We start from the raw sequence: 18,388 nt of genomic DNA, 5'->3' as shown, positions 1-18,388 counted from the left end.
TTATTCCTCCACACCGCCAACGCGACCAACCATTGCGATCTTCACATCCCATGGAGAGAACCCTAGACCAGATTAACCAACGCATTGCCAAAGGCCAGGTGCGGGTGTGGACGGCCCTGGAAGCCAAAGCCAAGCTGGCCACCTTGGGGATCCAGGAAGCCTTTGAGCAGGTGGATGTGATCACCACCGGCACCTTTGAGCCAATGGAGTCTTCAGGAGCCATTGTGAACCTGGGCCATACGGATCCGCCCATCAAGATTCGCCAAGCTTGGCTGAACGGGGTACCGGCCTATGCCGGATTTGGCGCGGTGGATCTCTACCTAGGGGCAGCCCAACCCAGCGAGCAAGCGGATCAAGCCTATGGGGGCGGCCATGTCATTGCCGACCTGGTGGCGGGCAAGCGCGTCCATTTGCGGGCCATCGGCCAAGTGACCGATTGTTACCCCCGCGCCGACTACGAGACCACCCTGACTCGGGATCAGCTCAACCAGTTTTACCTGTTCAACCCCCGCAATGCCTACCAAAACTTCATCGTCGGCGTGAACGGCGGGGATCGGCCTTTGTACACCTACTTGGGTCTGTTGGAACCGCATCTGGGCAATGCCGTCTATTCCAACCCGGGAGAGCTATCCCCCTTGTTGAACGATCCCCTGTTGCGCCGGGTGGGGATCGGCAGCCGCATCTTTTTGGGAGGCGGCATCGGCTACGTCGCCTGGGAGGGCACCCAACACTTTCCGCTGCAAAAGCGATTGCCCAACCAAACTCCCATCGGCCCGGCGGCCACTCTAGCCCTGATTGGAGATGCCAAGCAAATGCAGGCGGAATGGGTGAGGGGCTGCTACTTCCGCAACTACGGTCCCAGCTTGATGTTGGGGGTCGGGATCCCCATCCCCATCCTTGCTCCTGCGGATTTGGAGGCCATTGCCATTCGGGATGAGGAGTTGGTTGCCCCCGTGATTGACTTTTCCATTCCCCGCCGGGTGCGGCCCACCTTTGGCTTAGTGAGCTATGCCCAACTCAAATCTGGCCAGATCACCCTCAATGGCCGCAAGATTCGCACCGCTCCCCTGGCCAGCTTGCGCCGCTCCATACAAATTGCCGAAATCCTCAAGCAGTGGATAGAAAGCGGCCAATTTACCCTCACCCAACCTGTCGCCCCCCTGCCCCTGGATCGGGAGTTTCTCCCCCAAAACCCTCTCAGGTGACGTCCTGATACATTTACGCTGAACACTGCTGAACATCACTGTTCAACTATGCAGCGATAGCATTCTGTTTGTTTCCAAACAGAATGGCGGTATCCCGCAAAGCTTTGAGTAGAATACCCAATGCGCAGTTTCCGTGTCGTCTTACTACCAATTTTCTGCTTTGCTTTGGCTACCATGTTGGCAGACTCGAAAGTAAACAGAAAGATCAACTGGTAGTAATCCGTACTGAACATATTATACATTATTTTCAGTATAGTTGAGCTTATTATTGACTAGAGTCATGCTCCCCTCAATGAATTGGGGGCCTCCTCAAGCGGATGCACGCAGCGCTTTGGTTCGGGGACACCGTGCCCCCCTACTTTTGGGGTAAAGCGGCTCTCCAGAAGAACCGCTACCGGAATTCGCCCTGGCAGCAACTTCTCCAGGCAACCCCATCAACCCCACTTCAGGTGCTGTCTCAACAACTGAGCGTGCTGAGCCGATTGCCTCGCCCACAGGTCAGCTTGGGCAGGGCTGAGAGCTAGGCTCTCTGAGTAGCAGGCCAGCCAAGCTTGGTGTAAGGCTTCAGGATCGGTGGGCATCTCCTGCAGATCCCAGCCAGGCATGCCCAATTCCTGGAGCAGCGTTTTCACCTTGGGATCGTAGCTGAGACCAAAACAGGCGCAGCCCTCTGCCGCCGCCATCACCAATCCGTGGTAGCGCATGGTGATCGCCAGCCTGACACCCCGAAAGACTCCTTTCAATAGACAGGGATCCCGAATTTCCAGCACTTGGCTACGGTGGGGTAGGCGCTGCTGAAGCTGCTGAGCCAAGTGGTAGTCTGGCCCAAGGTCAGGGGATCCGGGAGGAGCCAGCTGAAAGGGCACGAAGAGAAGGTATGCCCCCGTGGAAGCCTGGAGACGCTGTAAACCCTGGATCAAAGCTTCTAGACAGGCTCCAGTCAGTTGCGGATGCGGACGCAAGACCACAGCAATGCGGGGCTGAGGCCACGTTTCCCATTCCGGCAAGGTTTTGGACGGCAAACTCCAGACGGGATCCGGAGCCACCTGGTGAGGGATCCCCCACTCTTGCAGCCATTGGGAGGCAACCCCATCCCGCACACTGATGGCCGTGCAACCTGCCAGAGACCGGCGGGCCAGTGCACGAATCCACCCTCGCTGCAGCGGCCCGATCCCCTGGGCCCAGGCAAGGGTCTTCAGTCCCCAGCGCTGGGCTAGGCCCATCACCCCCAGGTAGTAGAGAGGGCTGCGCCAACTGGTGCGATCCTGCAACAGACCGCCCCCACCCCAGATGAAAGCCTGGGCCTCCTGGAGACAGCGCCGTAAAGCCAAACTGTTGAAGCGCGGATAGGCCAGCACCCCATAGGTGGCAGCCGTTTCGGCAGGGCGACGGGAGAGCACCACCGGCTGTACGGGGCTGGGCAACTGCTCTAGCTCTCGTAAGAGAGCCAGCAACAACGCCTCATCGCCGGCATTGCCGTAGCCGTAGTAGCCACAGATCAAAACCTGTGGCCGTTTCATCGAGTCCATCTGAGTAACAGGGATCCTAACTCACCCACAGAGTCCTGTGAGGTTGGAAAAGGCCGCGACGGCAAACCCTAGTTGGATGATGACTCCCTGAGCCATTGGATCAAATCGGCCAGGGTTTGGAAGTCCAACAGCGCTTCCGCCAAAGCCTCCAGTTGCTCGGTAGGTAAGAGGCGGATGGTTTCAGACAGGTCTTCCGGCAAAGATCCCAGCTTGCGCCGCAGTTGACTCAGAGTCAGTCGAGCTGCTTCTTGCTGCAGACCTTGCTGCAGACCTTGTTGCAGACCTTGCTCTAGGCCTTGTTTCAGGCCCTCCTCTCGCCCTTCTTTGAGGGCTTCTGCTCGCCACATCTGATAGATGGTCGATTCCCGCACAGCCAGACCTCCCAGTACCCTGCTAATTTCCTCTGGCGTCCATGTTAATCCTGCCAAAACAGCAGTGGCCGCTTTCACCTCTTGCCGTAGTTTTGGATCCTCTATCTCTGCTATTGCTCTGGCCACTTGGCGGAGTCGCGGCTCCGGGTTTTCCGGATCTGCCAACACGGCTAAAGGCAGGAGTCCTGGATATTGAGATAGCACCTCCGGATCTTGTTCCCACAGGCGCAAGACCTCAAAGCGATGAGAAAGGGATCCCCGTTGAAAAGAAGTCTGGTACACCCGTTCTGACTGGGTTTTTCTCAGGTAGATGACAATCTGCCGCACTTCCTGGGCAGGATAGCGGCGGTAGAGGCGCAGGCAGTAGTCGGCCATGCGCAAGGGAATGTCGGGATCCGGATCGGTTTGAAACTCCAGATGCAAAATCAGGTTTTGGGCCCGCAGCAGGATTAAGAGAGTCCGCTCGGATGGGCTCGGTGGACAGCTCCGTCGGCTGTAGCTGAGCCAAGGAAACAGGGGATCCCAGTAGCCACCGGGCAAAGGACTCGGGGAACCATTCCACCAAGTACTTGCAGACGTTATCGTAGGCCACAGGATCCCTTTCCTACAAAAGCCGATTCTCCCGATGGCCCCTCTGCCGAGATCAGCCGTAGTACCCTTGGTTGATGCGGTTTTCCAGTTGGTTAGCCCCTTCCTGATACTCGCCAAACACGAAGTTCTCGGCGTTGGCTTTGATCAGGGCCTTTTGCTGCTCTGTCAGGCCTGAGATCTGCAACATATCTTCCAGGCTCCTGTAGGGGGCATTTTTCACCAGGATGCGAGCTAGGGTGGGATAGAAGCCGGGCAGTTGGCGGTAGTTGCGCAAGATGGTGTTGTTCACGTCAATCGGAGTGTCCAAGTGCTTTACCGGGGGAAGCTCTGCGGCCCTGGCCACAACAGGGATCCCCAAAGGAGCGAAGCACAGACAGAGCACTAACACCACACGAACCAAGATGGACAGCAGCCAGCGCATAGCATCACTTCTCCAAGCAGAATCCAAAAGGCTCATCTGTATAGGTTGCTAACATTCTCCGACCATCTAGTGTCTCATCCCCTCCACCCCGAATCGAGGGCCAAGACAGGATTTGGATCCCGACAGAAACAATTTTTAACAACTATGATCAGGAGACAGTCTTTCTTGCTCTCCCTTTCTCGGCTATCGCACCATGTCCGACTTGGCCCTTCTCCACTCGACTCGACTTGACCCCCCCAGCCGGGATCCATCTCCAGGGATCCCACAACCCACGCCTTCTCCGGAGCTGGAGTTGCTGGGGCAGACCGAACTCTTTCTCAGACGGCACATTGGGCCGGATGCCCGGCAAATTGGGCAGATGTTGCAAGTGTTGGAGCTGAGTTCGCTGCAGGAGCTGGTGGAGAAGGCGGTGCCGCCGGCCATTCGCAGCAGCCAGCCTTTGCAATTGGGATCCCCTTGCCCTGAGCTGCAGGTGTTGGCGGAACTGCAGGCAATGGCTGCCCAGAACCAGGTGTGGCGCTCCTTTTTGGGCATGGGCTATTTCAACACCCTGACGCCACCGGTGATTCAGCGCAACATCCTGGAAAACCCTGCCTGGTACACCCCTTACACCCCCTACCAAGCTGAGATTGCCCAGGGACGGTTGGAAGCCCTGCTCAACTTCCAGACGATGGTGATCGACCTGACGGGGATGGAGATCGCCAATGCTTCCCTGCTGGACGAAGCCACGGCAGCCGCAGAAGCCATGGCTCTTGCCTACACCTTGGCGGGCAAGGGATCCCCGGTTTTCTGGGTGGATCGGGGCTGTCATCCCCAGACGATTGCCGTGGTGCAGACGCGGGCAGAGCCCTTGGGGATCCAGGTGCGCGTGACGGATCTGGCGGAGTTTTGCCCGGAGAAGGGCTTTGGGCTGCTGTTGCAATATCCCAGCACCTATGGGGAAATCCGGGACTACCGGCAGTTGGTGGAGCAGGCTCACCAGAAGGGGATGGTGGTGACGGTGGCTGCCGACCTGCTCAGCTTAACCCTATTGCAACCCCCAGGAGAGTGGGGAGCGGACATCGTGGTGGGATCCACCCAGCGCTTCGGCGTGCCTTTGGGCTATGGCGGCCCCCATGCGGCTTACTTCGCCACCCGCGAGGCCCACAAGCGGCTGCTGCCAGGACGGCTGGTGGGGATTTCTCAGGATGCTCAAGGCAAGCCGGCCCTGCGCTTGGCGTTGCAGACCCGCGAGCAGCACATCCGGCGGGACAAGGCCACCAGCAACATCTGCACTGCCCAGGTGCTTTTGGCGGTGATGGCTTCTATGTATGCCGTCTACCACGGCCCCCGCGGCTTGCGACACATAGCCGAGCGCATCCACCGCCAGGCCCATCACTTGGCCACTGGGATCTGCCAGTTGGGTTATGAGGTGGGGCCCGAGCATTTCTTCGATACCTTCTGGGTCAAGGTAGCTTCTCCAGAGCAGGTGCAGGCGATCCAGGCCGGCGCTGCCCAGCGACAGATCAACCTACGCCAGATCGATGACCAGACGCTGGGGATCAGCTTGGATGAGGCTACCACCGCTCAGGATCTGCGGGATCTGTGGGAGATCTTCGCCGGAACCCTTCCCCGCAGCGGAACGGAGTCCTTACCGCCAGCTTGGGATCCCGACAGCCCAGAGCTGGACTTGGGCCAGAGCCTGCCGCCCCAGCTCCTGCGCACCACCCCCTACCTCACCCATCCGGTCTTTAACCGTTACCACTCGGAAACTGAGCTGCTGCGCTATATCCACCGCCTGCAAAGCCGGGATCTGGCTCTCACCCATTCCATGATCCCCTTGGGCTCTTGCACCATGAAGCTGAACGCCACGGTGGAGATGATGCCGGTCACCTGGCCGGAGTTTGCCCAGCTCCATCCTTTTGTGCCCCTGGAGCAGGCCCGCGGCTACCAAGCCCTCTTTGCCCAGTTGGAAAAGATGCTGGCGGAGATCACCGGCTTTGCCGGAGTTTCTCTGCAGCCCAACGCCGGATCTCAGGGGGAATATGCCGGCCTATTGGCCATCCGCCGCTACCACCAAGCCAGAGGGGAAGGCCGACGGCAGGTGTGCTTGATCCCCACCTCGGCCCACGGAACCAACCCGGCCAGCGCCGTGATGGCGGGGATGCAGGTGGTGAGCGTAGCTTGTGATGAAGCCGGCAATATCGACATTGAGGATTTGCAGGCCAAGGTGGAGCAGCACCGGGAGCGGCTGGCAGCCTTGATGATCACCTACCCCTCTACCCACGGTGTGTTTGAGGAAGGGATCCGCGAGATTTGCCAGATAATCCACGAGGCGGGGGGACAGGTGTACATGGATGGGGCCAACCTCAACGCTCAGGTGGGCCTCTGCCGTCCTGCGGAGCTGGGGGCCGATGTCTGCCACCTCAACCTGCACAAGACCTTCTGCATTCCCCATGGGGGAGGTGGGCCGGGGGTAGGGCCCATTGCCGTGGCCCGCCACCTTGTGCCCTATTTGCCTGGCCATCCTGTTTTGCCCGGCTGTAACGGCCCCGTCAGCGCTGCCCCGTGGGGCAGTGCCAGCATTTTGCCCATCTCCTGGGCCTACATTCGCCTTATGGGATCCGCCGGCCTTACCCTGGCCAGCCAGGTGGCCATTCTCAACGCCAACTACATCGCCAAGCGGCTGGATCCCTACTACCCAGTGCTCTACAAGGGGCCGGGGGGGTGGGTGGCCCACGAGTGTATTTTGGATTTGCGCCCCCTGAAAAAAAGCGCTGGCATCGAGGTGGAAGATGTGGCCAAGCGCCTGATGGACTATGGCTTCCACGCCCCCACCATCTCCTGGCCGGTGCCGGGGACAATGATGGTGGAGCCCACCGAGAGCGAATCTCTGGAGGAGCTGGATCGCTTCTGCGAGGCGATGATTGCCATCCGCCAGGAGATTGCCGCCATTGAGCGAGGCGAGATGGATCCGGTGCGCAATCCCCTCAAGCTGGCCCCCCACACCGCCGAGGTGGTGGCTGCCGACCACTGGGATCGCCCCTATCCTCGCTCGCTGGCCGCCTACCCGCTCCCTTGGGTCAAGGCCCACAAGTTCTGGCCCAGCGTCAGCCGCATCGACAACGCCTACGGGGATCGCCACCTGGTGTGCAGTTGTCAGCCCTGGCTCGACGAATGATGGCTGCTCTGGAACTTGGCCCAGAAAGGGAGATTGGTTGTATCCAAAGGCGGGATCCGCTATAACCAGTCAGGGATCCCTGGCCAACGGATGAGAAAAAATCCCCGTCTTGAGCGGTTCACGTCAGTGGGGCCAAGTTCTTTGCCTATTCTTACTCGGCTAACCCTGGGGCTGTTGGCGGGATCCCTCGTGGCCTGCCGCAAGATGCCTGATCCGGTTGCTCAAGAAGTGGATCAGGATCCCGTGCGGCGTCACATCGGCAAAGATGGCACGCATTTTGAGGCTTCCCTGGGGGATACCCGCGCCCTTCCCCCTCAGTTTCCCCCTCACTTGCAGTTGCCCAACGCTTCCATCATCTCTTCGGGACAGATTCGGGATCGAGAGGGGGGCCTTGCTTCCCTGATCTTGCAGACCTCTCAGCCTCTGGAGGCCATTGCCGCCTACTACCGCCGCACCCTGTGGGGCCGGGGCTGGGACATCCTCTCGGACATCGAGCAGGCCAACGGGATCCGCACCTTGGTGTTCGAGTCTCCCCCCCACCCCAAAAAGCCTCTCCAACAGGCGGTGGTGCAAGTGGGATCCCCCCGTCGCGGGCCGGATCAGGTGGAATATCGCGATATCTTGATTTTGCTGAGCACCGTATCCCCCTCTGCCACGGCAGAAGACCTCTCTGCGGCCAAGCTCGCTCCCCCAACTTCCCCCTGAGGATGCCCATCTATACCCAGTCAATTCCGATTGCGGCCAGCGTGGCCCAGGTGGATCGCTGCCTCACCGACCTGGAGTTGATGAAGCGCTGGCTCAACCCGCTGTTGGGCTGCGAGGCGGTGGGATCCCCTCTGGCGGAATTGGGCAGCCGCTACCGCTTTTTCCTTCGCTTGCCGTTTGTATCCCCCAGCTTGGATTGCGTGATTACAGAGCGGGCAGAAGGCTTGGTGCAGTGGCAGTTTAAGGGGTTTTTTGAAGGAACCGACCGCTGGGAATGCCATCCCCAGCCGGGGGGTACCCTTCTAGTCAATTGCTTCAACTTCCGCATCCCCAGTCCCTGGGTGGCGGCAGGGTTTTACCTGTTGGCAGCAGGGCCGACCCAGCAGGATATGCGGGCCCAGCTCCGACGGCTGAAGGCGGTGGCCGAGGCTTTGGGTTAGGCTGGTGGCAAGTAGTAAAGAAACGTAAAAAACTGCAATGACCAGCAACAGCGGACTGTTTAACCGTCGCTTTGCCGACAACTTCATCCCCCAACCAGCCAACACTTCTCTGGAAATCGGCCAGATTGCCCCCGATTTTGAGCTGCCGCGCGTGCAAGGGGATCCCGTGCGGCTATCGGACTACCGCGGCCAAAAGCCGGTGGTTCTGGCTTTTACTCGTATCTTCACCGAAAAGCTTTTTTGCCCTTTTTGCTACCCCCACATCCAAGAGCTGAAAGCCCGCTACAGGGAGATCCAAGCTCTGGGGGCGGAGCTGCTGATGGTCACCAGCACTGATCCGGTTCAAAGCCAGCAGATTCAAGCAGACCTGCAGCTGCCTTACCCGCTGCTGGTGGATCCCGAGTGCAAAACCTTCCGCCTCTATGGGGTTGGCCAAGCTTTGGGAGCACCCCTGCCGGCCCAGTTCGTTGTGGATCGGGAGGGCAAACTGCGCTTCAAGCATGTTTTCTCCTTTGCCCAGCCCAATGCCGATACCGATGAGGTGCTGCGGGTGTTGCGGGAGGGGCTGCAAACCGGCTGGGATGGAACCCGTAGGGTGGCCCCTATCCCCTTTTTCTAGGGATCGGGCTTCTCTGCCATTGGACTTCCAGGGAGAGAGACTGCGATGTTTGCCCGTCTGGCCCAGAGTGGAGCGCGTCAGGCCGAGATCCTGGAGGTGGTTTTGCGCCACGGTTGGGACTACATGCGCCGCTTGCTCTCTTTTGGCAAGGCTGGGGAACCCCAACTGCCCCCCCCAATGGTGCTGCGCAACATTTTGGTGGATCTGGGGCCGGTCTATGTCAAGCTGGGCCAGCTGCTGAGCACCCGTCCGGACCTGTTGCCGCGAGAGTACATCGAGGCCCTCAGCACTCTGCAGGCCGACGTACCTCCTGTTCCCTGGAATGCGGTGGAGATCCTGCTGCGGCAGCAGTTGCGGCAGCCGTTGGAGCAGGTGTTCAGCAGCCTGGACACAGAGTCGGTTGCGGCGGGATCCATTGCCCAGGTCCATCGGGCTTGTCTGGTCAGCGGCGAGTGGGTGGCCCTCAAGATCCAGCGGCCCGGGCTGGAGGCGGTGGTGGAGCGGGATACGCGGCTAATCCGGGGCATTGCCGAGCTGGTGGCGCAAACGGAGTTCGGCAGGTTGGCAGATGTGGTGGCCTTGGCGGATGAGTTCTGCCGGGCCATTCAAGCAGAGCTGGACTTCACCCAGGAGGCCCGCCACACCGAGCAGCTCCGCCAACAGTTGCAAAGGGGGCGTTGGTTTGATCCGGCCCAACTGGTGGTGCCGCGCATCCATTGGCCTCTCACTACGCCAAAGGTGTTGACGCTGGAGTGGATCGAGGGCCGGCCCCTGTTGGAGGCGGATCGCAGCGACGCGGATCCAGAAAACATCGCCCGCCTCTTGACCCGCGCTTTTTTCCAGCAGATCTGCATTGATGGCTATTTCCACGCCGATCCCCACCCCGGCAACCTCTTTTACTTGGGATCCGGTCGCGTAGCCCTGCTGGATTGCGGCATGATTGGGCGGCTGGATCCGCGTACGCAGCAGATTCTGCTGGAGCTGATGCTGGCCATTGTCAGCCTCGATGCCCAGCGCTGTGCCGAATTGACCCTGGAGTTGGCCCTGCCGGAAAGATCCACGGCCCGCTTGCGGGAGCAGACTGTCAGCTTGGCCCAGCTCCAAAGCGACTACGAGCGCCTTCTGCGGCAGTACTACACCCTGAGCATTGCGGAACTCAACTTCAGCCAGCTCTTTTCTGAGATCCTGCAGGCGGCCCGGCGCAACCAGATCCGCATTCCCGGCAATTTGGGCCTCTGTGCCAAGGCGCTGGCCAATTTGGAAGGGATCGCCCGCCAGCTCACCCCCGACTACAACCTGCCGGAGCAGCTTCGCCCCCTGATGGCGGATGTGTTTCGGGCGCAATTGCTGGGGGAGGCCCCTCTGCCTTCGCTGCTGCGCACGGCTTTGGATTTGAAAAATCTCTCTCTGCAATCGCCGCGCCAGATGGAGCTGCTGCTCAGCCGCATCACCTCGGAAACCCAGCGCTGGAACTTGACCATCCAAGAGCTGGACGGGATCCGCAGCAGCCTGGATCAGTCGGCCAACCGCCTTTCCTACAGCATTGTGGTCGGCTCTCTAATCGTCGGGGCCGCCATCATCTCGGCTCAGACGCAGCGGTTTCAGGTCTTTGGGCTGAGTGAACTCCTGTTCGGGGCGGCCAGCCTGTTGGGGCTGTGGCTCGTCATCAGCATCCTGCGCTCCGGTCGCCTGCGCGGCTAGATTGGCTGAGGTTGGCTTATCAGTGGACTCAGGGCCCTACTGCCCTTGTCTGGATCTCGATGTTTCCAAAAGAACACCAAAACGGTATCAACGCCTCCGCGAGCGATCCGCCAAAAGCCGCAAAGGCCGATTCTTTCGTTCGATCCCTCGACGCCTTGCGCCACAAGGCTTTCCGGCCCCAAAACCCCCTCGCCAAAACTCTTTTTGCCGACTTTTTTCCGGATCCCTCGCAAATGGGCCTTGCATTCCTTGCCCTGCTTGGGTTTAATAGGGGTGGAGTTCCCCCTTCGGGGGGATCCCTAGAAATTGGAAACCTCACTTTCCGGTACACTTCGTACCGGCGCTCAGCGTAAGTTCCCCCTTCGGGGGGATCCCTAGAAATTGGAAACACTTACTAGACACATGCCGAAGAATGCCCGCATTCAGGTCTGTTCCCCCTTCGGGGGGATCCCTAGAAATTGGAAACAGTTCGCCGGAACTAACGGCCGTTATTTAATTGCGGCTCCCTGTTCCCCCTTCGGGGGGATCCCTAGAAATTGGAAACTTACTTTGCAGAACAACTAGCCGTTATGAGAAACTTACGTTCCCCCTTCGGGGGGATCCCTAGAAATTGGAAACCCCATTAGTTGAGTTGGTCTGTTGTACTGGTTTAGTTTGGATGTTCCCCCTTCGGGGGGATCCCTAGAAATTGGAAACTTGGGGAAGGGGCGGATAGAGGGATAGAGCCAAGTGTAGGATTGTTCCCCCTTCGGGGGGATCCCTAGAAATTGGAAACCGGATTTCCCACCGGCCTACAGCCATAACTTTGTTCATAAGTTCCCCCTTCGGGGGGATCCCTAGAAATTGGAAACACCCATCACGACGACTGTCGCAATAGGGAACCGCAAGTTCCCCCTTCGGGGGGATCCCTAGAAATTGGAAACTTCGCAGCGTGTGCTGCGAATAATCTGTTCCTTGGTATGTTCCCCCTTCGGGGGGATCCCTAGAAATTGGAAACCCTGCTGGACACGCTGTCCTGGGATCCCGTGGGAGCAGTTCCCCCTTCGGGGGGATCCCTAGAAATTGGAAACTCCGCGATCTCTGGAGCAGGTGCAAGCGATATGGCAGTTCCCCCTTCGGGGGGATCCCTAGAAATTGGAAACCTTGGTGTACATACAACCTCCCTTTCAGGAGTAGAAACAAGTTCCCCCTTGGGGGGGATCCCTAGAAATTGGAAACAGGAGATTCATCCGGCATTCAACACGTTAGGTAGGCGTTCCCCCTTCGGGGGGATCCCTAGAAATTGGAAACACCTGGACCTGTGTGGGTTTGATCTTGACCGATAGGTTTGTTCCCCCTTCGGGGGGATCCCTAGAAATTGGAAACATTGATGTTAACCATTCAAAGTAAATATCGCAGTCTTCGTTCCCCCTTCGGGGGGATCCCTAGAAATTGGAAACACGTATTGGACTACGACGTCGGCGTAGCCCTCCTCGGTTCCCCCTTCGGGGGGATCCCTAGAAATTGGAAACCCGATCTGCTCTGTTAAGTCCACTACGAACCGGAAGGCAGGTTCCCCCTTCGGGGGGATCCCTAGAAATTGGAAACATCCAATTGAGTAGCCTGATGTAATGGGGCAGTAGTAATGCATGTTCCCCCTTCGGGGGGATCCCTAGAAATTGGAAACAACACGTCAATACCCGAGAGAGAACGTTCAATATTGTTCCCCCTTCGGGGGGATCCCTAGAAATTGGAAACTACGCCGACGACTGTGAAACGACCAGCGCTTGGAGTTCCCCCTTCGGGGGGATCCCTAGAAATTGGAAACCTGTTCCCCTGCGACCCCTCGCAGGCAAAAGAAGTTCCCCCTTCGGGGGGATCCCTAGAAATTGGAAACACTCCAACAACTTGGAACCGTCCGACGCTGGGACTGTTCCCCCTTCGGGGGGATCCCTAGAAATTGGAAACTCCTTTTTTGATGATGTCCCGCAAGCGGGAATCCGTGTTCCCCCTTCGGGGGGATCCCTAGAAATTGGAAACTTTTAGAGCGCGATAAATTTAGCCACTGGTTACAAGGTTCCCCCTTCGGGGGGATCCCTAGAAATTGGAAACAACTTGTTGGATCCCTTGCCACCTTGGGGTGTATTTGTTGAGTCAGTTTCCCTGCAGTGAGGGCTCCCTAGGGATGGGGAAAGGGCTCAACAGCTTGCGCTGGCTGGCGCGTCAGTATGCGCTTCGAGTTCTGGATGCTGCCGGTATAACCCTCAATGGCTCACAGCCCTGGGATATTCAAGTTCACGACGAGCAGCTCTACCTGCGCTGCCTGCTCTATGGATCCCTGGGCTTTGGCGAGGCCTACATGGAGGGCTGGTGGGATTGCGAGGCCATTGATGAGTTAGTTTGTCGTCTCCTAACTGCCCAGGCACCGCAGCAGGTGGGTTGGCTAACTCAGCCCTTGCTTGGGCTGGACAGTTGCCTTATCAACCGCCAGCGGGGCAAGGGGGCATTCGTCATTGGCCGGCGCCACTACGACATTGGCAACGATCTCTATGAGGCCATGCTGGATCGCCGCATGATCTACAGCTGTGCCTATTGGGATGGGGGCGCGCAAACTCTGGATGAAGCCCAAGAAGCTAAGCTTGACCTCATTGCCCGCAAGCTGGAACTCCAACCCGGCATGCGGGTGCTCGACATCGGCTGTGGCTGGGGCGGCACAGCCCAGTACCTGGCCGAACGCTACGGGGTGCAGGTTGTGGGGATTACTGTTTCCAAAGAGCAAGCCAAACTGGCCAGCGAACGCTGCCGCGGCCTGCCGGTTGAGATTCGGTTAGAGGACTACCGCCAGACCCAGGGAAAGTTTGATCGCATCCTTTCTGTCGGCATGTTTGAACATGTTGGCTACCGAAACTACCGAACGTTTATGCAGGTAGCCCGCCGCTTGTTGAACGACAATGGCTTGTTTCTTCTGCACACCATCGGCAGCAACGTGGCCTACCAGGGGCGGGATCCCTGGATTGAGCGCTACATTTTCCCCAACTCGATGCTGCCCTCGCCTCATCTGATTACTGCAGCCTTTGAGGGCTTATTTGTGCTGGAAGACTGGCACAATTTTGGGATCAATTACGTGGCCACCTTAAAAGCCTGGCACGCCAATTTTGAGCAGGCATGGCCAAAATTAGCCGACCGCTACGATGAGCGCTTTCGCCGCATGTGGCGGCTCTATCTCCTGATGAGTGCCGGTAGCTTCAAGGCCCGGGCCAGCCAACTTTGGCAACTGGTCCTCTCACCACGGGGAGTAAGTGGCGGCTATCGCTCGCTTCGGTAACGACAGTCCCAAAAGTTTGCAGGTGCCCCTGCGCCCTCGCTGAGTGGGGGTGTTATGATAAGTTTGATTATCATTCTCACTCTAGACAAGCTGAGGGATGCCCGCAGCTCTGCAGCAAATTGTCAATCGCTTCCAGAAGGCCAAGACCTCGCGGCAGAAGTATGAGCTTCTCCTAGCCTATGCCAAGCGCCTGCCACCCTTTCCCGAAGCGGAGAGGAAGGAGGAGAACCTAGTCAGAGGTTGCGCTTCGCGGGTGTGGCTGGCCACCGAGTTTAGGGAGGGCAAGGTCTACATCCAAGGGGATGCCGATGCTCAGTTGGTCAAGGGTTTGGTGGCCATTGTGGTGGAGGGGCTAAGTGGCCTAGCGCCGGAAGAGATTTTGGGGGTTTCCCCAGAGTTTGTGCGGGAGATGGGCCTCAATTTCAGCCTTAGCCCTTCCAGGAGCAACGGTCTGGTGAGCATGTTTTCTTTGCTCCAGCAGAGGGCTTTGGCTTTTCGAAGGTCGGGTTCTGCAAGTTCTGCTGTCTCTGTTGTTTTGTGAGGTATTTCTGCACATGACCGATAGGCTTAACTCTCTTCGCTCTGTTCGATCCATGCGATCGCTGGTATCTCTGGTGGCCGCTCTTTCGGTCGGGATCCTGGGAAGCCTGCAGATGCGCCAAGAAGAGTCCCGGGCCCAGCAGGGATCCACCCCCCCCAAAGTGGTGACCACGATTTTGCCGATAACGCAATTTACCCGTGCTGTGGCCGGAGATCGGGCAGAAGTCACTCCGCTCATTCCCCCTCAGATGGGGCCGCACGATTTTCAGGCTCGACCTGAGGAGGTTCGTTTGCTGGCTCAGGCGGATGTGCTGGTGATCAACGGGTTGGGTATGGAAACGTTTTTGGAAGGGTTGATCGCCAGCGCTGGGAACCCCCAATTGCAAATCGTTGACAGCAGCGAAGGGATCCCAACTTTGCGGGCTGAGGAGCCAGAGCATGGGCACTCCCACGGTCACGGCCATGGACACTCTTATGGACACAGTCACGGCCATTCTCACGGGCACGGTCATGGACACTCTCATGGGCACAGCCACGGCGAGTTTAACCCCCACATTTGGCTGGATCCCAGGCGGGCCATTCAGCAGGTGGAAAATATTCGTGATGGCCTCATCTCTGTAGATCCGGCGGGGGCAGAGATCTACCAGGCCAATGCGGCTGCTTTTATCGAGAAGCTCAAGGCTTTGGATGAGGAGATTGCCGCTCGGCTAGCTCCCTTTGCCGGAAGAAGCTTTGTGGTCTTCCACGACTTTGCCCCCTATTTTGCCGAGCGCTACAACCTCAAAGCCGAGTTCTTGGTGGAGATCCCTGAAGCCAGCCCCTCCCCCGAAGATGTGCGGCGGGTGATGGAGACGGTGCGGGCATCCGGCCTGAAGACGATCCTGGTAGAACCGCAGCTGGGGAGTAACAACCCCTTTGAGGTTTTGGCCAGAGACCTAGGGATCCAAGTTCGCGTTTTCGATCCCATCGAAACCGCTGGCCCTGAGGGGATCGAGCCGGAATATTACCTGACCATCCTGCGGCAAAACGTGGAGAACCTGGTCTCCGCCTTTGAGAAGGAGACGGCCTTCCTGCCCCTGCAATTGCCGCTGCTGGGCCAAGCTGCTCTCGAACACCTGCTGGCGAGGGGGCGATGATCTCCTGCTCCGGCGAGGTTGTCCTGCGCGTCGAGGGGCTGACGGTCTATCGGGGATCCCGCTTGGCAGTACAGAATGTGTCATTTGAGCTGAGGGCGGGATCCCATACGGCCATTGTCGGCCCCAATGGCGCTGGCAAAAGTACCTTGGTGCAGGCCATCTTGGGGATCCTGCCGCGGCAGTGCGGCTCGGTTTGGATTCTGGGAGAGCCGGTGTGCCTGTCCGGTTACTTGCCCCCCTCGGTGCGGCAGCAGGTGGCTTACGTGCCCCAGCGTTTTCAGTTCAATCCTGGGCTTCCCATGGTGGTGGAGGAGTTTGTGGCTTTGGGTTGGGGGGCATTGCAACCCTGTTGGCCTTGGCAGCAGCGCTCTGCTCGGCGGCAGGCGGTGAAAGAGGCGTTGGAACGGGTCGGCGCATCCCACCTGTCCTCTAAGGCTTTGGGCCAGCTCAGCGGCGGGGAGCTGAAACGGGTGCTGTTGGCCTATTGCTTGGCTTGGCCGCGGCGGCTGCTTATCCTCGACGAGGCACCGGCAGGCTTAGATACGCTCAGCGAGGGGGAGTTTTACCGGCTCTTGGAAGAGCTGCGCCAATCTCTGGGCTGGGCCATTTTGCAGATCTCCCATGATCTGGAAATGGTGTCTTGCTATTGCGACCGCGTGCTGTGCCTCAACCAATCCCTCATCTGCCAGGGATCCCCCCAGGTGGCTTTGGCACCAGAAGTGCTGAGCCGGGTTTATGGGCCTGTTCGCGACAGCGGTGCGGAGCACCATTTTGTCCGCTACCACCGTCACTGAGGGGAAGGCGATGTTGGAGGGCTGGGTGCGGGTAGTGGAGCTGTTGCAGTTGCCCTTTATGCAGCGGGCCATGCTGGGTGGGATCCTCACCGGCATGACAGGTGGGCTGCTGGGCAGTTTTGTTATTCTGCGGCAACTGTCGTTTTTTAGCGATGCCCTGGGGCATTCGGCTCTGCTGGGGATTGTTTTGGGAGTGCTGCTGGGGCTGAATCCCACCGTGGTGTTGATGGTGTTTGGGGTGGGATTTGCTTTGGGCGTCACCTTTGTCTTGGAGCGCACTCAACTGTCGGCGGATGCGGTGCTGAACATCATCTACTCTTCCTCTTTGGCGCTGGCCGTTATCGCCCTCAGCTTGCTGCCCGGCTATCGGGGCAACCTCAACCAGTTGTTGTTTGGGGAGATTTTGGGGATCAGCCCGGCAGCCCTGTGGACGAGCGGGATCCTCTTGCTGATCAGCTCGGCCTATGTGGGATTGACTTTGCCCTCCCAGATGTTGCTTACCTTGGATGAGCCGCTGGCGCGGGCGCGGGGGGTTCAGGTGGGCTGGCAGAAGCTGGCTTTTGTGGTGTTGCTGGCTTTGGTGGTGGCCCTGGCGATTCGCTCGGTGGGGGTGTTGCTGGTGAGCGCTTTTGTGGTCATCCCGGCCTCGACGGCAAGGCTTTTGGGATCCCGCTTTACAACCTATGTGCTGCTGGCCATAGGTATTGGGGGACTGAGCGCGGTGCTGGGGATGATCGCCTCGGCAACCTTCAACCTGCCCTCCGGCCCCAGCATTGTTGCCACCCAGTTGCTCTTTTTTCTCCTAGCTATGGCGCTCAAGGGGGTGTCGCAACTCCTGCAGCTCTAGCTAGCGGCAATCCAAGAGCTCTCTCGGGCAGCGGCTTTTCCTGCAGAAGCTGGCCAAACAGGCGGCGATAGCTCTCTGGAAAGACCTGCCCGCTGAGGGTGGGCTGCTCGTAGACGCGCTTGAGGGTGTTGAGATCCCGCTTGGTAATGTTGGGCACCCGCAACACCCGCCGATTGCCGGTAGCCGCCGCATGGTGTCCGCCATACATCAGATCCCGCAGGTTCGGGCTATGGCCCCACAGCCCCAGCCCATGCCCGATCTCGTGTCGGGCCACCGCCGTTATTTCGGCCAACCCCTGTCCTTCTGCAATGACGATGCGCACCCGCTGCTGCAAAGAGCCATCGGAGGCGAAGAAAAACTCCGGGCGGGCCGCCCCAGCCACCCCGCCGCCAATAGGAGGAACGCGGTAAATGCTCATCCCGTAGAAAGCCTCCTCCTCTTTGGCCACCACCTTGAGCGGGATGTAGGCCGACCACTCCTTCACCGCTTGCTCCACGGAGGCCTTCCACTGGGGGTGATCCCCTTGGATGTAGATAGGGACGGGATAGAAGGCCCACTGGGCATAGGCTCCACCTGGCAAAAGCGGCTCGATTTCCTCAAAGTAGTCTCCCACCGCCTTGTCGTAGGCGTAGCGATCCAGGCCGGGGGGGAGTTTGAGCCGCATCGGCTGCGGCAGTTCTCCGGCTTGAGTTTGAGCCTGGGCTTGCAGGGCTTCAATGCCAAAAAAGTGGGGAACCAGCAGGGATCCCCTGCCCCCCACTGCCAGGACGAGGAGCATCGTCCAGCCGAGGATGCAAAGCTGTAGAATGCGCCGCCGCATCAAAGCCGCCCTTTCGCCCTTGTCTTTCTACAAGGTTAGTGGCTCAGAAAGCAAGTGTCGTTCGTTTGACATCCTCCCCGGCCTGAAGGCCGGAGATTCCTACCACGCTGCGCATGGATGGCTCCTTGCGCAGTCGTCTCGGCGGGTTCCTGCTTCCGACCGCCCGTGCAGTTCGATCCACAGGCCATCCGGGCTGACACGGGTG

Annotated in this window: 15 protein-coding genes and 1 CRISPR repeat array; of the genes, 11 read left to right on the top strand and 4 right to left on the bottom strand. The window is 59.0% G+C overall.

From position 1 onward, the window contains the following. Positions 1-50: 50 nt before the first annotated feature. Positions 51-1,205: a homocysteine biosynthesis protein gene (locus ACVWXE_RS09090; RefSeq protein WP_414329883.1), complete on the top strand. Its 1,155-nt coding sequence runs from the start codon at positions 51-53 to the stop codon at positions 1,203-1,205. A 434-nt stretch (positions 1,206-1,639) separates the two neighbouring features. Here ACVWXE_RS09090 and csaB read toward each other — a convergent pair whose 3' ends face one another. From csaB to psbU, 3 genes are all read right to left on the bottom strand, one after another. Then, a complete protein-coding gene (gene csaB / locus ACVWXE_RS09085) occupies positions 1,640-2,725 on the bottom strand; it encodes a polysaccharide pyruvyl transferase CsaB (RefSeq protein ID WP_457490145.1) in 1,086 nt (361 codons plus the stop codon). A 77-nt stretch (positions 2,726-2,802) separates the two neighbouring features. Further along, positions 2,803-3,645 carry an Rpn family recombination-promoting nuclease/putative transposase gene (locus tag ACVWXE_RS09080; protein WP_457490130.1) on the bottom strand — a complete coding sequence of 281 codons (843 nt, stop codon included), beginning with the start codon at positions 3,643-3,645 and terminating at the stop codon, positions 2,803-2,805. A 103-nt stretch (positions 3,646-3,748) separates the two neighbouring features. Further along, positions 3,749-4,117, bottom strand: a complete 369-nt coding sequence (gene psbU, locus ACVWXE_RS09075) for a photosystem II complex extrinsic protein PsbU (RefSeq protein WP_414406847.1) — start codon at positions 4,115-4,117, stop codon at positions 3,749-3,751. Between the two features lie 193 nt (positions 4,118-4,310). Between psbU and gcvP the strand changes: the two genes are divergently transcribed. From gcvP to ACVWXE_RS09025, 10 genes are all read left to right on the top strand, one after another. Then, positions 4,311-7,277, top strand: coding sequence for an aminomethyl-transferring glycine dehydrogenase (gene gcvP, locus ACVWXE_RS09070; RefSeq protein WP_457490129.1), 2,967 nt, complete (start codon positions 4,311-4,313; stop codon positions 7,275-7,277). A 141-nt stretch (positions 7,278-7,418) separates the two neighbouring features. After that, entirely contained in the window at positions 7,419-7,982 is a 564-nt protein-coding gene (locus ACVWXE_RS09065) for a hypothetical protein (protein ID WP_414406845.1), read from the top strand. Positions 7,983-7,984: 2 nt separating this feature from the next. Then, positions 7,985-8,422 (top strand): SRPBCC family protein, encoded by a 438-nt coding sequence (locus ACVWXE_RS09060; RefSeq protein WP_011431811.1) that lies wholly within the window; start codon positions 7,985-7,987, stop codon positions 8,420-8,422. Positions 8,423-8,459: 37 nt separating this feature from the next. Continuing rightward, positions 8,460-9,041, top strand: a complete 582-nt coding sequence (locus ACVWXE_RS09055) for a peroxiredoxin family protein (RefSeq protein WP_414332206.1) — start codon at positions 8,460-8,462, stop codon at positions 9,039-9,041. 45 nt (positions 9,042-9,086) lie between these two features. Beyond that, on the top strand, positions 9,087-10,742 hold the full coding sequence (locus ACVWXE_RS09050) for an ABC1 kinase family protein (protein ID WP_457444882.1): 1,656 nt from the start codon (positions 9,087-9,089) through the stop codon (positions 10,740-10,742). Between the two features lie 278 nt (positions 10,743-11,020). After that, a CRISPR array of direct repeats spans positions 11,021-12,833; the repeat unit is 36 nt; unit sequence GTTCCCCCTTCGGGGGGATCCCTAGAAATTGGAAAC. Positions 12,834-12,906: 73 nt separating this feature from the next. Continuing rightward, positions 12,907-14,046, top strand: coding sequence for a cyclopropane fatty acyl phospholipid synthase (gene cfa / locus ACVWXE_RS09045; RefSeq protein WP_457490144.1), 1,140 nt, complete (start codon positions 12,907-12,909; stop codon positions 14,044-14,046). Between the two features lie 97 nt (positions 14,047-14,143). Beyond that, entirely contained in the window at positions 14,144-14,587 is a 444-nt protein-coding gene (locus ACVWXE_RS09040; protein ID WP_011431815.1) for a SufE family protein, read from the top strand. 13 nt (positions 14,588-14,600) lie between these two features. Further along, entirely contained in the window at positions 14,601-15,722 is a 1,122-nt protein-coding gene (locus ACVWXE_RS09035) for a metal ABC transporter solute-binding protein, Zn/Mn family (RefSeq protein ID WP_457490128.1), read from the top strand. After that, on the top strand, positions 15,719-16,516 hold the full coding sequence (locus ACVWXE_RS09030) for a metal ABC transporter ATP-binding protein (protein WP_457490127.1): 798 nt from the start codon (positions 15,719-15,721) through the stop codon (positions 16,514-16,516). Before ACVWXE_RS09035 ends, ACVWXE_RS09030 begins: the two co-directional genes overlap by 4 nt. A 10-nt stretch (positions 16,517-16,526) precedes the next feature. Then, positions 16,527-17,363 carry a metal ABC transporter permease gene (locus ACVWXE_RS09025; RefSeq protein WP_457490143.1) on the top strand — a complete coding sequence of 279 codons (837 nt, stop codon included), beginning with the start codon at positions 16,527-16,529 and terminating at the stop codon, positions 17,361-17,363. On the opposite strand, the gene ACVWXE_RS09020 is transcribed toward ACVWXE_RS09025, so the two are convergent. After that, complete coding sequence (locus tag ACVWXE_RS09020; RefSeq protein ID WP_414332345.1) at positions 17,332-18,183, bottom strand: hypothetical protein; 852 nt, start codon at positions 18,181-18,183, stop codon at positions 17,332-17,334. The genes ACVWXE_RS09025 and ACVWXE_RS09020 overlap by 32 nt on opposite strands. Positions 18,184-18,388: the final 205 nt, after the last annotated feature.

Source organism: Thermostichus sp. MS-CIW-41 (genome assembly GCF_054058915.1).
This window is presented reverse-complemented; position numbering and strand designations above follow the sequence as displayed.